The organism is Gammaproteobacteria bacterium (assembly GCA_021647245.1).
Lineage (GTDB): Bacteria > Pseudomonadota > Gammaproteobacteria > RBG-16-57-12 > RBG-16-57-12 > JAFLJP01.
Genome location: JAKIVC010000011.1, coordinates 22329 through 38107, shown reverse-complemented (window position 1 = coordinate 38107; position 15779 = coordinate 22329). Strand labels below are relative to the sequence as shown.

At 51.0% G+C, this 15779-nt stretch carries 7 protein-coding genes and 1 tRNA gene; 4 read left to right on the top strand and 4 right to left on the bottom strand.

Going from position 1 to position 15779, the window contains the following annotated elements; all coding sequences use genetic code 11:
- Positions 1-19 precede the first annotated feature (19 nt).
- The 3 genes from relA to rimO all read right to left on the bottom strand — a co-directional run bounded on the left by relA (position 20) and on the right by rimO (position 4226).
- Positions 20-2236 (bottom strand): GTP diphosphokinase, encoded by a 2217-nt coding sequence (gene relA, locus L3J94_04620; GenBank protein ID MCF6218039.1) that lies wholly within the window; start codon positions 2234-2236, stop codon positions 20-22.
- Between the two features lie 228 nt (positions 2237-2464).
- A tRNA-Val gene (locus L3J94_04615) sits at positions 2465-2541 on the bottom strand.
- A 362-nt stretch (positions 2542-2903) separates the two neighbouring features.
- The gene (rimO, locus tag L3J94_04610; protein MCF6218038.1) at positions 2904-4226 is read right to left on the bottom strand and encodes a 30S ribosomal protein S12 methylthiotransferase RimO; all 1323 of its coding nucleotides are present in this window, start codon (positions 4224-4226) and stop codon (positions 2904-2906) included.
- A 254-nt stretch (positions 4227-4480) separates the two neighbouring features.
- Between rimO and gltB the strand changes: the two genes are divergently transcribed.
- The 3 genes from gltB (at position 4481) to hemE (ending at position 11526) form a co-directional block, all read left to right on the top strand.
- Complete coding sequence (gene gltB / locus L3J94_04605; protein ID MCF6218037.1) at positions 4481-8932, top strand: glutamate synthase large subunit; 4452 nt, start codon at positions 4481-4483, stop codon at positions 8930-8932.
- A 36-nt stretch (positions 8933-8968) separates the two neighbouring features.
- Positions 8969-10381: an FAD-dependent oxidoreductase gene (locus L3J94_04600; protein MCF6218036.1), complete on the top strand. Its 1413-nt coding sequence runs from the start codon at positions 8969-8971 to the stop codon at positions 10379-10381.
- Positions 10382-10461: 80 nt separating this feature from the next.
- Positions 10462-11526 carry a uroporphyrinogen decarboxylase gene (hemE, locus tag L3J94_04595; GenBank protein ID MCF6218035.1) on the top strand — a complete coding sequence of 355 codons (1065 nt, stop codon included), beginning with the start codon at positions 10462-10464 and terminating at the stop codon, positions 11524-11526.
- A 55-nt stretch (positions 11527-11581) separates the two neighbouring features.
- On the opposite strand, the gene L3J94_04590 is transcribed toward hemE, so the two are convergent.
- Positions 11582-12760: a PilT/PilU family type 4a pilus ATPase gene (locus L3J94_04590; protein MCF6218034.1), complete on the bottom strand. Its 1179-nt coding sequence runs from the start codon at positions 12758-12760 to the stop codon at positions 11582-11584.
- Positions 12761-12898: 138 nt separating this feature from the next.
- On the opposite strand from L3J94_04590, the gene glnE reads away from it, so the two are divergent.
- Positions 12899-15772 (top strand): bifunctional [glutamate--ammonia ligase]-adenylyl-L-tyrosine phosphorylase/[glutamate--ammonia-ligase] adenylyltransferase, encoded by a 2874-nt coding sequence (glnE, locus tag L3J94_04585; protein MCF6218033.1) that lies wholly within the window; start codon positions 12899-12901, stop codon positions 15770-15772.
- The last annotated feature ends 7 nt before the right edge of the window (positions 15773-15779 follow it).

Below are 15779 nucleotides of genomic sequence, written 5' to 3'. Positions count from 1 at the left end.
GATTTCATTAAGTTATGAACTACTTCCCTTTGTTGCGTATCGCTTCTTGAACATTGGGGAGCTGGCTTATTTTAGTTAATACCCGACTCAACTGGTCTAAGCTGTTGATTTCGATAGTTAACATCATGTCGACTTGCAGGTTGTCGGGGTTGGTGTGCGATTTTGAAGCGAGAATATTGACACTGTCATGGGTGAGCACTGAGAGCACATCACGCAGCAGCCCGGTACGATCAAATGCAATCACCTTAATGTCCACAGGATAAGTGCTGCTCGCCTCACCCTCCCAACCCACTTCAATCAATCGCACACTGTTTTCACTGCGCAGTTGCATCGCATTGCTACAGCTACGGCGGTGGACGGTCACGCCGCGCCCTTGGGTGATATAGCCGACAATGGGATCGCCGGGCACGGGTTTGCAGCAGTTGGCCATGTGAGTCAGTAGATCTCCAACGCCATGGATCAATATATCGCCGGAGCTACTTTTTCGCGGGGTGCTTTTCTGTTGGAAATTATCCCTTAAGGAGTCGCTATGTTCGTGCAGCGACGCCTGCAATACATTCATAACGCTACCCATTTTTATATCGCCACGGGCAATGGCAGCCATAAAGCTATCCAGCTGTTCAAACTTCATCCGCTTGGCCAGCTTCTCTAAATTGGTGCCGCCAACATTGAGCCGACCCAGCTCCCGCTCCAACAGCTTGCGTCCCTCCAGCACATTTTTGTCAAAGTCCTGGTGCTTAAACCATTGCAAAATACGTGAGCGCGCTCGCGATGTCTTGATGTAACCAAGGTGGGGGTTAAGCCAGTCTCGGGTAGGTGAGCCATTTTTAACATTGAGGATTTTGACCTGCTCACCATTTTGCAGTTGATGGCCTAGGCTCACGATGCGCCCGTTCACCTCAGCACCTCGACAGCCGTGTCCCACATCGGTATGGATGGCATAGGCGAAATCAATCGGGGTAGCGCCTTGTGGAAGATCTAATATCCGCCCCTTGGGAGTCAATACATAAACCCGGTCACTGAGCACATCTGATTTGAACTGATCGATGAAATCACTGGCATCAATCGCCTCTTCTTTCCACTCCAGTACCTGCCTTAACCAAGCTACTTTTTCGTTAAACCCCTCTTCAAACTTACCGCCCTCTTTGTAGCGCCAATGGGCGGCCACGCCATACTCAGCATGATGATCCATATCCTGAGTGCGAATTTGTACCTCAACCGTTTTACCCTCAGAGCCCATTACTGCTGTGTGCAGCGAGCGGTAGTTATTCCCTTTTGGCGTGGCGATATAGTCATCAAACTCACCCGGCACATAAGACCAGAGACTATGCACAATGCCTAGTGCGCTATAGCATTGTGAAACCTCCTCTACCACTACACGCACAGCACGCACATCAAAGATGTTTTCAAACTCCAACTGCTTGCGCGTCATCTTGCGCCAGATGCTGTAGAGGTGTTTGGGACGGCCTTTTACCATCGCCTTGATGCCCGCTTGCGCCAAGTGCTCCTTCAGGGTATTTACAAAAGTATCGATATATTCCAAGCGCTCAATACGCCGTTCATCAAGTTTGGAAGCGATGTAGTGATAGCTCTCAGGGTCAAGATATTTTAAAGCAAGATCTTCCAGCTCCCACTTGACCTGCCAAATTCCCAGGCGGTTGGCCAGGGGCGCTACAATCTCGAGTGTTTCGCGGGCGATACGTTGGCGGCGCTCTTTTGAGAGCGCGCCCAGGGTGCGCATGTTATGAGTACGGTCTGCCAGTTTGATCAACACAACCCGCACATCTTCAGCCATCGCCAAGACCATTTTTCGGAGATTCTCGGCGTAGAGGTGCTGTTTATCGGGCAGGGGTTCATCATTGCGCCAACCGGGCAGGCGGCGCATTTTAGTGACTGAAGCGACCAGGGTGGCGACATCTTCACCAAACTGCTCGTGCAGGTCGTTCAGTGTTATGGCCGTGTCTTCGATGGTGTCGTGCAGCAGTGCGGCAATGATGGTATTACTGTCCATCCGCAAGTCAGCCAAAATATCGGCCACCGCAACACAGTGCAAAATGTAGGGGATGCCGGATGCGCGTGTTTGCCCGCTATGTGCATTATCAGCTACCTCATAAGCGCGGCGAATGGATGCCATCTCCGATGTATTACGACCATTATGGACGTGTGCAAGCCACCCCTCCAGGTCAAAGGGATGCTTGCCATCAATGCCAAGTTCTGAGGTTGCTCTTGATACCATGATTACTCTTTACTAAGGAAACGCTGATTAAGTTCGGATGAGCGTTCTGGATGAAACCAGGCTAAGGGGTGTTGTTTTTATTAAAAATAAATGTGGTAGCTTCGACAGCCTGACTCTTCGAGTCTCAGGTGAAATATATTAACAGCTAATCCCATGAGTGATTAAAAATTTTCTTGCATAAAAAAACGCCGATCAGATTTCTCCAGATCGGCGTTTTTTGAAATATTTTGGTAGTCGCGAGTGGATTCGAACCACCGACCCCCACCATGTCAAGGTGGTGCTCTAACCAACTGAGCTACGCGACTAAATAACGATGGCGGGAATACTACCAAGCCACTGTTTAAACTACAACCCCCATCCTTGTTCAATATAAAATAGCCAGCCTTGGCGATTCTGAAGAAGCCTTGTGCCAGGCGGGTTAAACCCGCTATTTATCTTTTGGTGGTCCGCCTTTTAATATGACAAACAGGATGGCGGCGATTCCGATAAGAATCCCCAGAGCCATTGACACGCCCATATAACTACTACCCATGACACTCTCCCAATTAAAATCAATGTTTGGCGATTCTATCCCAAGCCGAAGAGGTTTTCTAAATTATTCCGACATATTAATCTCACGATACGCATTCGTAAGTGATTTGCGGTGCCACTTTGCAACGTATCCGGGTTAGCGGCTGACCATTTTACCCCAGAGGTCGTGTTCGCTGGAGTGGGTGATTTCAACATCGACAAAGTCGCCCACCTCCACTCCCTCGGCCTGTTCGATTAGCACTTCACCATCAATTTCGGGGGCATCCGCATAGGAGCGCGCAATCACCATGCCGTCTGCATCAATATTGTCCACTAATACCGTCATTTGAGCACCCACTTTAGCGGCGAGTTTATCTGCGCTAATGGCTGCTTGCAGATCCATTAAGCGTTCAGCGCGTTCGATTTTCAGCTCCTCATCAATTTGCTTTGGCAGCTCATTTGCCTTGGCTCCTTCAATGGCTGAATAAGGGAAGCAGCCCACACGGTCGAGCTTGGCATCGCTTAAAAACTGTAACAACATCTCAAAGTCTTGCTCGGTTTCGCCGGGGAATCCGGTAATGAAAGTTGAACGAATGGCGATATCCGGGCAGATGCTGCGCCACTGCTGAATACGTTCAAAGGTGTTTTCGATGTTTCCAGGGCGGCGCATCTGCTTTAGAACCGCAGGGCTTGCGTGTTGGAAGGGAATGTCCAGGTAGGGGAGGATTTTACCTTCCGCCATAAGTGGGATCAGATTGTCGACGCTAGGGTAGGGATAAACATAGTGCATACGAATCCAAATTCCCAGCTTGCCCAGTGCTTCAGCCAGCGCTTGAATGTGGGTTTTTACCGGGCGGCCCCCCCAGAATCCTGTGCGATATTTCACATCAACACCGTAAGCGCTGGTATCTTGTGAGATCACTAGCAGCTCTTTCACACCGGCCTTGGCAAGGTTTTCAGCCTCTTCTAACACGTCACCAATCGGGCGGCTCACCAGCTTTCCACGCAGGTCGGGAATAATGCAGAAACGGCAGCTGTGATTACACCCTTCGGATATTTTCAGATAGGCGTAATGGCTGGGCGTCAGCTTAAGGCCCGCAGCTGGAACCAAGTCCATATATGGGTCATGGGGTTTGGGGATGTGGTGGTGAACAAGCGCCATCACCTCCTGCAAAGCGTGCGGGCCAGTGACGGCCAATACTTGTGGGTGATGAGTCTCAACCACACCCTCTTTGGCGCCAAGGCAACCGGTAACAATAACCTTGCCATTTTCACGGAGTGCCTCACCAATGGCATCCAGTGACTCATCAACCGCGCTGTCGATAAAGCCGCAGGTGTTAACAATTACCAGCTCAGAATCATCATACTGTGCGGTTAACTCATAACCTTCGGCGCGCAGTTGGGTGAGGATCTGCTCGGTATCAACCGTCGCTTTGGGGCAGCCAAGGCTGATGAAGCCTATTTTTGGAGTGGTGGGCATGGTGATGACTCGTGAATTATAAGCGTACAAGAGGGGTGGATAATAGCTTAAGCACCTTTGATTCACTAGCCCGTAAATCACACAAATTCGCAAACTAGTGGTGATGGGCGATAGTGGGGCTTTCTTAGTAATTGAATGTATTGGCTTGCGAATGTATAATCTCGAACCCTTTTGTCGTGTGGATGGTTTGCCTGTCATTGGCTTCTGTCTGGACGTAGACCAAGAAAAACAGCACGGTGCAGAGAATTCCAGATATGAATAGGCAGCCAAACGAAAACGGTCTTTACCGCAGTCAATTTGAAAAAGATAACTGTGGTTTTGGCCTGATTGCGCAAATGGACAACAAACCAAGCCACTGGGTTGTTAAGACCTCGATTGAGGCGTTGGCACGTTTGACCCACCGTGGAGCGGTTGCCGCAGACGGTAAATCGGGTGATGGTTGCGGCCTTTTACTGCGCAAGCCAGATGCCTTTCTGCGTACGGCAGCGGCTGAGCTGGGTTATGAGTTGACCGATCTCTATGCGGTGGGCATGGTGTTTATGAGTCAAGAGAGTGGCTTGGCGAATACGGCGCGGGTGCAGCTGGAGAGTGAAATATCTAAGGAGGGCTTAGTGGTTGCGGGTTGGCGGGTTGTGCCAACGGATGCGAGTGCTTGTGGTGAAGAGTCACTGCAAAGCATGCCGCAGATTGAGCAAATTTTTGTGAATGCACCCGCCGATATGACGGATGCTGCGTTTGAACGCCACCTCTATATTGCACGCCGCCGAACGGAAAAAGCACTGGAGGCTAACGATCCGGTTTTTTATATTCCAACCCTCTCATCACGGGTTATCTCATTTAAGGGGTTGGTGCTGCCCGAAAATCTTCCGGTCTTTTATAAAGACCTGAATGAGCAGAGCCTGGCCACTTCAACGGCCGTCTTTCATCAGCGCTTCTCGACCAATACTTGGCCGCAGTGGCGTTTGGCTCAGCCTTTCCGTTATCTGGCACACAATGGCGAGATCAATACGGTGCAGGGGAATCGCTTCTGGTCACTGGCTCGTGGGCATAAATTTGAGACACCTCTGCTGTCGATGGAGGATATACGCCCACTGGTCAGCCTGAGTGGTTCCGATTCAAACAGCATGGATAATATGCTCGAAGCACTGCTGGCGGGCGGGATGGATATCTTTCGTGCCATGCGTCTGCTGGTGCCACCCGCATGGCAAAACGTAACTAATATGGACCCTGATCTGCGCGCTTTTTATGAATACAGCTCAATGCATATGGAGCCGTGGGATGGCCCGGCAGGTATTGTGTTAACCGATGGCCGTTACGCCGCGTGTACGCTGGATCGCAATGGCTTGCGCCCGGCCCGTTATGTGATCACCAAAGATCGTCATATTACCTTGGCATCTGAGATCGGTGTTTATGACTATGCGCCTGAAGATGTGGTCGCAAAAGGGCGTTTGAAGCCGGGTGAAATGCTGGCGGTTGATACGGAGACCGGTGAGCTTCTGTTGCCACAAGATGTGGATGATATGCTGAAGTCACGCCACCCTTACAAGGCGTGGATGTCGGAAAATGCAAAACACCTTAAGTCAAAATTGAGTGGTGAAAACTCTGGGGTTCGTTCGCTGAGTGATGAAGAATTGAGTGTTTATGAGAAGCAATTCCAAGTCAGCTATGAAGAGCGGGAGCAGGTGCTGCGCGTACTTGCCGAGAGCGGGCAGGAAGCGGTGGGTTCCATGGGAGATGACACACCGTTGGCGGTGTTGTCGCGCCAAGTCCGCTCACCCTATGACTACTTTCGTCAGCAATTTGCCCAGGTAACCAACCCCCCCATCGATCCTATTCGAGAAGCGGTGGTGATGTCGCTGGAGACCTGCCTTGGCCGTGAACTCAATATGTTTGAGGAGACCGCAGAACATGCGGATCGCCTGTTGGTTGACTCCCCAGTGTTATCCCATAACAAATATCAGCAGCTGCTCAACATGCGTGAAGAGAACTATGCACATGTGCGTATCGATCTGAATCGCCAGGGTGAGTTGAAACAGGCGGTAATCGATATTTGTGATGAAGCCGTCGCCGCAGTCAGCGCGGGCAAGGTCGTAGTGGTCCTTTCTGATCGGGGCATCAGTAAAGATAAGCGGCCGGTTCATGCCGCACTCGCCACCGGTGCGGTACACCACCGTTTGATTGATGAAGGCTTGCGTTGTGATGCCAATATTGTGGTTGAGACCGCATCCGCCCGTGACCCACACGGCTTTGCGGTTCTCATCGGCTACGGCGCAACGGCTGTTTACCCCTATCTTGCATACGAAACATTATGCGATATGGTTAAGCAGGGGGTGATTGCCGGTTTCGATCCGGCGGATGTCGAGCGTAACTACCGCAAGGGTATTGGCAAGGGGCTCTACAAAATCATCTCGAAAATGGGTATCTCAACCATCGGTTCCTATCGTGGCGCGCAGCTCTTTGAAGCGGTTGGTCTGAACCGCGAGGTGGTCGATCTCTGCTTTAAAGGAACGGTTGCGCGCATTCAAGGTTCAAACTTTTCAGACCTTGATGGCGATAATGCCATACTGCACAAGATGGCTTGGAATCCGCGCAAGGCGATGTCTCAGGGTGGCCTGCTGAAGTATGTACATGGCGGCGAAGATCACGCTTATAACCCTGATGTTATTAAGACCATGCAGAGTGCGGTGGAAAGTGGCGACTATGCTGATTGGAAAAAACACGCGGAGCTGGTGAATAATCGTGCGCCTATCTCACTGCGTGACATGCTGCAACTGAAAGAGGCCAGCGCGATTCCGCTTGAAGAGGTTGAGGCGGCTGAAGAGATCTATAAGCGTTTCGACTCGGCTGCCATGTCGCTGGGCGCACTGTCGCCAGAGGCGCATGAGACACTGGCCGAGGCGATGAATCGCCTGGGTGCCCGCTCAAATTCTGGCGAAGGTGGTGAGGATTCTGTTCGTTACGGCACCATCAAACGCTCCAAAATAAAACAGATTGCATCGGGTCGATTTGGTGTAACCCCCGCCTACTTGCGCAGTGCTGAAGTGTTACAGATCAAGGTGGCACAGGGCGCTAAGCCGGGGGAGGGTGGACAGTTGCCTGGTCATAAGGTGAATGATCTGATCGCGACGCTGCGCTACTGTAAGCCGGGCGTTGGCCTGATCTCACCCCCGCCGCATCATGACATCTATTCCATTGAAGATTTGTCACAGCTTATTTATGACTTGAAGCAGATTAACCCCGAGGCATTGATCTCAGTAAAACTGGTTGCCGAGGCGGGCGTGGGCACCATTGCTGCCGGTGTTGCCAAGGCTTATGCTGATCTGATCACCATCTCCGGTTTTGACGGCGGCACCGGCGCATCACCCCTTACGTCGGTTAAATATTGTGGCGGCCCGTGGGAGCTGGGTCTGGCAGAGACTCACCAGACGCTGCGCGCTAATAATCTGCGAGAGAAGGTCAGAGTGCAGACCGATGGCGGGCTGAAAACCGGTCTTGACGTGATTAAAGCGGCCATTCTGGGTGCAGAGAGCTTTGGTTTTGGTACCGGCCCTATGGTTGCGATGGGCTGCAAATATCTGCGTATCTGCCATCTCAATAATTGTGCCACGGGTATTGCAACTCAGGATAATATTCTGCGTAAAGAGTACTACACCGGAACAGTAGAGAAGGTGATGAACTACTTCCGTTTTATTGCCGAAGATGTGCGTCAAATTATGGCCTCGCTAGGTGTTTCGCAGCTATCAGAGCTCATTGGTCGAGTAGATCTGCTAGAGGTGATTAAAGGTGAAACTGCAAAACAGGCGCGCCTGGATTTGACACCCCTGTTGGTAACGGTTGATGACGATAAGCCCCAGTACTGTGTAGAACCCAAAAATGAGCCTTTCGATAAGGGTGAAACCGCAGAAAAAATGGTTGCCGATGCACTCTCGGCAATTGAAAATAAACTCGGTGGTGAGTTTAGCTATTGCGTAAAAAATACCGACCGCTCTATAGGGGCACGCCTTTCAGGTGAAATTGCCATCAGGCATAGTAATTTGGGTATGTCGGATGCACCGATCACACTACGCCTTACCGGTACGGCAGGGCAGTCGTTCGGGGTATGGAATGCCGGCGGCCTAGAGATGTACCTTGAGGGCGATGCCAACGACTATGTTGGCAAGGGCATGGCAGGCGGCAAGCTGGTTGTCTATCCTCCCAAAGGGAGCCGCTTTAACAGCCACGAAACAACGATTATTGGTAACACCTGCCTGTACGGCGCAACCGGTGGTAAGTTGCTGGCGGCGGGCCTTGCCGGTGAACGTTTTGCGGTGCGTAACTCAGGTGCCTATGCCGTTGTTGAAGGAATTGGTGACCATGGCGCAGAGTATATGACCGGCGGCATGTTAACCATCCTAGGGCAGAGTGGTGTTAATTTTGGTGCAGGTATGACGGGTGGTTTTGCCTACGTGCTGGATGAAGATAACAGCTTTGTCGATCGTTATAACCATGAGCTAATCGATATACACCGTGTGGGTACAGAATCGATGGAGGCTTATCGAAACCACCTGTACACCGTGATTGAAGAGTTTGTGAATGAGACCGGTAGTGCGCGGGGCCAAGCTATTTTGGATAACTTTGCCGGCATGGTGGGCAAGTTCTGGCTGGTTAAGCCGAAGGCTGCAGAGCTGGCATCACTGCTGGAAGATCTGCAAAAAGCAGCGGCTTAAGTGCCGCCATTACAAGATTAATGAGAAGTGTTGACAATTATGGGTAACAACTTTCAGTTTCTGCAACTCAAGAGAGACAACCCGGCTAAAAAACCGGCGACGATACGGATTAAAGAGTACCGTGAAATTTATGGTTGCTTTGATCAGGCCAGTGCGGCGAACCAGTCGGATCGATGCCTCGCCTGTGGTAACCCCTATTGCGAATGGAAATGCCCGGTACACAACTACATTCCAGATTGGTTGAAGCTGGTAGCAGAGGGTAAATTGGAGCAGGCGGCGGAGCTATCCAATCAAACCAATTCACTGCCGGAAATTACGGGCCGTGTCTGCCCACAAGAGCGCCTGTGCGAAGGTGCCTGTACGCTGAATCAGGTGGATGCCGGGGCGGTCACTATCGGTTCGGTAGAACGATATATTTCAGATACTGCCTTTGCAAAAGGGTGGAAGCCTGATCTGTCACATGTTGAGGCCACCGGCAAACGAGTCGCTATCATTGGCGCAGGCCCCGCAGGATTGGGTTGTGCAGATATTCTGGCGCGCAATGGTGTTAAAGCGGTTGTTTATGACCGTAATCCGGAAGTGGGCGGCCTGCTGACCTTTGGTATTCCAGAGTTCAAATTAGAAAAAGAGGTGGTTAAACGCCGTCGCGCCATTATGGAAGAGATGGGAATTGAGTTTGTACTGAATACTCAGGTAGGCCGTGATGTGGACTTTCAAAAGCTGATTGATGAATACGATGCAGTCTTTCTCGGTATGGGAACCTACAACTCTATGAAAGGTGGCTTCCCAGGTGAAGATCTCCCTGGTGTTTATGAAGCACTGCCTTTTCTGATCTCCAATGTAAATAATTGCTACGACTATCCACAGGATGAGGCGGGTTTCATCGATATGAACGGTAAGACCGTTGTAGTGCTGGGTGGTGGTGATACTGCGATGGATTGCAACCGTACCGCCATTCGCCAGGGGGCCGATAGTGTCATCTGTGCCTATCGTCGCGATGAAGCGAATATGCCAGGGTCCACCAAAGAGGTGGGGAATGCCCGGGAAGAGGGGGTTGAGTTTCTATTCAATCGCCAGCCCGTTGAAATTGTCGGCAAGGGTAAGGTTGAAGGCATTAAACTGCTCACTACCCAAATGGGCGAGCCAGACGCCTTCGGTCGTCGCCGTGCCGAGCCTGTAGCCGGGTCAGAAAAGGTGATTCCCTGTGATCATGTGATCGTCGCTTTTGGCTTTCAACCCAGCCCGGCTCCCTGGTTTGTTGATTACGGTATCGAGACGGATGATCGAGGCCGGGTAGTGGCCAGCGAACAGGGTAAATATAAATACCAGACCACAAATGATAAAGTCTTTGCCGGTGGTGACATGGTGCGAGGCTCAGACCTTGTGGTGACCGCCATCTTTGAAGGGCGAAATGCCGCAGAAGGGATTCTCGATTACCTGGAGGTTTAAAGCCTCTTTTACAATTATACGACCGACTCTCGCATAATCGCCTGGGCCATAAAAAAACTATATTGGGGAAAGGAAGTTAGATGTCTGAATTGAAGAATGATCGTTTTTTACGTGCCTTGCTGAAAGAGCCTGTTGATGTCACGCCGGTCTGGATGATGCGCCAAGCGGGTCGTTATTTGCCAGAGTATAAGGCAACGCGTGCTCAGGCTGGGAGCTTTATGGATCTTTGTAAGAATGCAGATCTGGCATGTGAAGTGACTATTCAGCCGCTTGAACGTTATCCATTGGATGCGGCAATTCTCTTTTCAGATATCTTGACCATCCCTGATGCCATGGGTCTCGGATTACGTTTTGAAGCGGGTGAAGGGCCGGTTTTTGATAATCCGGTACGCACTGAGGCGGATGTTAACAAACTATTTGTGCCTGACCCTGAAGGTGAGTTGCAGTATGTAATGAATGCTGTGCGCACTATTCGCCGCGAGCTGAATGGCCGTGTTCCCTTGATCGGTTTCTCCGGTAGCCCGTGGACACTGGCGGTTTACATGGTTGAAGGGGGGGGCACCAAAGATTATGCCAAGGTGAAGGGAATGATGTTTGATCGCCCGGATCTCATGCACAAACTGCTGGAGACAACTGCAAAATCAGTCACCTCTTACCTGAATGCCCAGATCGAAGCGGGTGCACAAGCGGTGCAAATATTTGATACTTGGGGTGGTTGCCTGACACCGCGTGATTACAAAGAGTTTTCACTGCGTTATATGCAGCAGATTATTGATGGCCTGATTCGAGAGAAAGATGGTCGTAAAGTGCCGGTTATACTGTTCACGAAAGGCGGTGGCCAGTGGCTTGAAGCGATGGCTGACACTGGTTGTGATGCGCTGGGGCTGGACTGGACCATTGATATTGCAGATGCCCGTGCGCGGGTGGGTGATAAAGTTGCCCTGCAGGGTAATATGGATCCATCAACACTCTACGCTTCTCCTGAGCGTATTCGCCAAGAAGTGGCGACTATCCTAGAAGGTTATGGCGAAGGTTCAGGTCATATTTTCAACCTGGGACACGGTATCCACCAGCATGTAGACCCTGAACATGCGGGTGCTTTTGTTAATGCAGTTCATGAGTTGAGTGCTAAATACCACAAGTAATGTCGTTCGCACTCTCTGGAAATGAAAAAGGCCATGGATCTCCATGGCCTTTTTATTAGTCATCTATAGAGAGCCCGCCAGCGGGCATTTTGGGTCTCGATGGTTTTATTGATTGTGGCGCATCGTCCTCACCTTTCATTTTTAAGGCACTGTCGTCGGCAAGTGTCGAGACATCACCTTCAGAGAGTGAAATACGCAGGCGAAGGTTGTTTTCTGAATCGGCATTCTTTAATGCTTCATTCAGGGTGATTCTGCCTGCCTTGTAGAGGTGGTAGAGGGCCGAATCAAATGTACGCATGCCGAGGTTTTCTGACTTCTCCATCACCTCCTTTATCTCCTTAACCTGCCCTTTCAATATCATGTCCTGAATCAACGGCGTACCCAGCAAAATCTCGATAGCCGCGCAGCGTTTGCCATCCAGTGTCGGTATCAGCCGTTGTGAGACAAATGCCCGTATATTGAGTGATAGGTCCATTAACAGCTGCTTATGCCGATCTTCGGGGAAGAAGTTGATGATTCGGTCCAGCGCCTGGTTTGAGTTATTGGCGTGCAAGGTGGAGATTGCCAAGTGGCCCGTCTCTGCAAAAGAGAGTGCGTGCTCCATGGTTTCCCGGTCGCGGATCTCGCCAATCAGGATGACATCAGGTGCCTGGCGAAGGGTGTTTTTAAGCGCATCTGCATAACTGGCGGTATCAACACCGACTTCACGCTGATTGACGATCGATTTTTTATGGCGATGGACAAATTCAATCGGGTCCTCAATGGTGATGATGTGGCCTGAGCTGTTGCTGTTGCGATAATCGATAAGTGAGGCGAGGGAGGTGGACTTTCCTGAACCGGTGCCACCCACAAAGAGAACCAGCCCGTGCTTCTGCATAATGATATCTTTAAGAGTATCGGGCAGTCCCAGTGTTTCCATCTCAGGAATCTCAATCTTGATATTACGAATCACCATTGCAACCTGGTTGCGCTGTTGGAAAATATTAACCCGGAAACGGCCGACACCCGGTTCAGAAATTGCTAGGTTCATCTCGGGTGTGGTTTCGAATTCGGCGATTTGTTCCGCACTCATTATTTTGTAGGCGACATCTTTAACTGAGCCAGGTGGTATTGTATCTTTGCTGAGTGGTTTGATCTCACCCTGGATTTTTGCACTGGGTGGTGCACCCGTGGTGAGATAGAGGTCGGAGGCATCATATTTCACCATGATGCGCAGGTAATCCTTTATATCCATAAGTTGTAGCCCTTCTGTGCCCGTTGTCACAATGACTTGTCTGAAAGTTTTATCGGTGTGCCCTCAGAGAGCTTTAATGAATTGGCCGGCACAGCTTGCTACACTGAATCCCAATATAAAACCAATTAAGGTCGCTTAATGTCCCATCTTCCACTTCCTTCATCATGGCACGAAAGTTTGGATGCACAATGGGTGCTCTACTGTGAAAAGCTCCAACAGGCGGGGCGGCAAGACTCTCTATTTAGCCCGCCAGAACTTAAGCGGCAACTCTTTTTGGTCTGGGGTTGTAGTGAGTTCGTACAGAATGCGGCGTTGCGCTATCCGCTGATGATGGAGTCACTGCTTGAGAGTGGTGATCTTGATACGACTTATGATAAAGGGAAAATGCTCGGGCTACTGCGGGCACAGCCGCCATTGATTGACGATGAAGTGGGTTTAAATCGCCTACTGAGAACGCAGCGACGACGCGAAATGGTCCGTATTGCATGGCGCGATCTGGTGGGTGTGGCCGATCTGGTTGAGACCACAAATGACCTCTCTGATCTGGCTGACAGCTCACTTCAACTGGCATTGGCGCTTCATTATGGCTGGCTTGTTGAGAGCCACGGCACGCCGCGTAATCCCCAAGGCGAGCCACAGCAGCTGGTGATTTTGGGGATGGGGAAGCTGGGGGCCCGCGAACTTAATTACTCATCCGATGTGGATCTTGTTTTTGCTTATCCTGAGCAGGGCGAAACTGATGGTGAAAAGCGTGTTATCAGCAATGAAGAGTTTTTCCGTCGACTGGGGCAAAAAGTAGTGCAGGCGCTGGATAACACCACTGAAGACGGCCAGGTTTTTCGTGTAGATATGCGCCTGCGACCCTTTGGAGAGAGTGGGCCACTGGTTAGCTCATTCAACGGCATGGAGCAGTATTACCAGATACATGGCCGAGAGTGGGAGCGCTACGCAATGATTAAAGCCCGAGTCTGTGCGGGGGATCAAGCGGCAGGTGAAGTGCTAATGGGATTGTTGAGGCCTTTTGTCTATCGCCGCTACATCGACTATGGCGTATTTGATGCACTGCGTGAGATGAAACGCATGATTATGCAGGAGGTGAAGCGCAAGGGCAGACAAGACAATGTCAAACTTGGCCCCGGAGGGATTCGTGAGGTGGAGTTTATCGGTCAGGTCTTTCAGCTGATTCGTGGTGGCCGCTGTAGAGAGTTACAGCGTCGTGAAATCCTCTACATTCTCGAGCAGCTGGTTGAGCAGAACTGTCTACCTGACTACGTGGTGAATGAGCTTAAAGAGGCCTATCTTTTTTTGCGTAACAGCGAGCACCGTCTCCAGCAGTGGCGAGACCAGCAGACCCACGACTTGCCAACAGATGATGAGGGAAAGCTGCGACTGGCTATCGGCATGGGGTTTTCCAGTTGGTATCGCTATCAAGCCGTATTGCAGCAGCACCGGGACAAGGTGCAAGGTCATTTTGAACAGATTATTAGCGCCCCCCAAAAAGGATATGATGACGCTGATGGTTTGGCCGCTTTATGGCTATCTGATGAGTTTGATGACGAGGTGGCGGCATCACTCGAAAAAGCAGGCTTTGAGGATCCAGCCGCTGTTTGGGTGCAGCTGAAAGGGTTGCGACACTCAAGATCGATGCAGACCTTGAGTCATATCGCCCGTGATCGCATGGACCAACTGATGCCGCTGTTACTAGCGGCCATCGCAATACTGGATAACTGTAGTGTAACCTTGGAGCGGGTGATGGGCTTGATGGAGACGATTGCGCGTCGCTCAGCCTATGTAGCACTGCTGATTGAAAACCCACTGGCGCTCTCTCAACTGGTCTACCTCTTTTCAGGGAGCAGCTGGATTGGCCGGTTGTTACAAAAATATCCCATGCTACTGGACGAGCTGCTTGACCCCAGAAGCCTCTACTCACCACCCGATAGGGCGGGCTTAGAGGCCGAGTTAAAACAGCGCCTGGCGGCGATTGATGAGGGTGACCTGGAGGCGGTGATGGAGCAGCTGCGTCACTTCAAACAAACCAATGTGTTGCGGGTGGCCGCAGCTGACCTCAGTAATGCCTTGCCGTTGATGAAAGTGAGTGACCACCTGACCTGGATTGCCGAGTTACTGCTAGAGCAGATTTCAGAAGTGGCGTGGTCCTATATGGTGGCTCGTCACGGTAGCCCCGTCTGCTGCATTGATGATAAGGCGTGTGACCTCGCCTTTGCGATTGTCGCCTATGGAAAGCTGGGTGGTCATGAATTGGGGTATAGCTCTGATCTGGATCTGGTCTTTCTACATGCGGGCTCAGCAGGTGAAACCTGTGGTGAAAAGCCTATCGATAACACTGTTTTTTTTGCACGCCTGGGGCAGCGCATCATCCATATGATGACCGCCCATACCCCCTCAGGAGTGCTCTATGATGCCGATATGCGGCTGCGCCCCAGCGGTGCCTCGGGTCTATTGGTGAGTAGCGTCAAAGCCTTTGCTGACTACCAGAAAAGCAGAGCGTGGACATGGGAGCACCAGGCCTTAGTGCGTGCCCGTGTGGTGGTGGGTGATGACGTCGTACAAGCCAAATTTGAAGCGATTCGAGCGGCTATTCTCTGTCAGCCACGGGAAACCCGCCTATTGCAACGTGAAGTGCGTGAGATGCGTGGCAAGATGCGCGAGGCACTGGCAAATAAAATAGTCGGTAAATTTGACCTGAAACAGGGGCAAGGAGGTATCGCTGACATCGAATTTATGGTGCAATACGGGGTTCTGGCTTGGTCGGCTGAATATCCTGAGTTGTGTCGTTTTACTGACAACATCCGAATTTTGAAGATGTTTGCAGAGCAGGACCTGCTATCAACTCATGATGTTGAGTTATTGTGTGATGCTTATCGCTGTTATCGCGCAGAAGGGCACCGCCTCTCCTTGCAGGAGCAGCCAGCACTAGCCGATGAAGACGAGCATTTGGACTATCGCCAAGCGGTATCTAGAATCTGGCAGCAAGTTATCGTTGCTGAGTAGCCGTTAT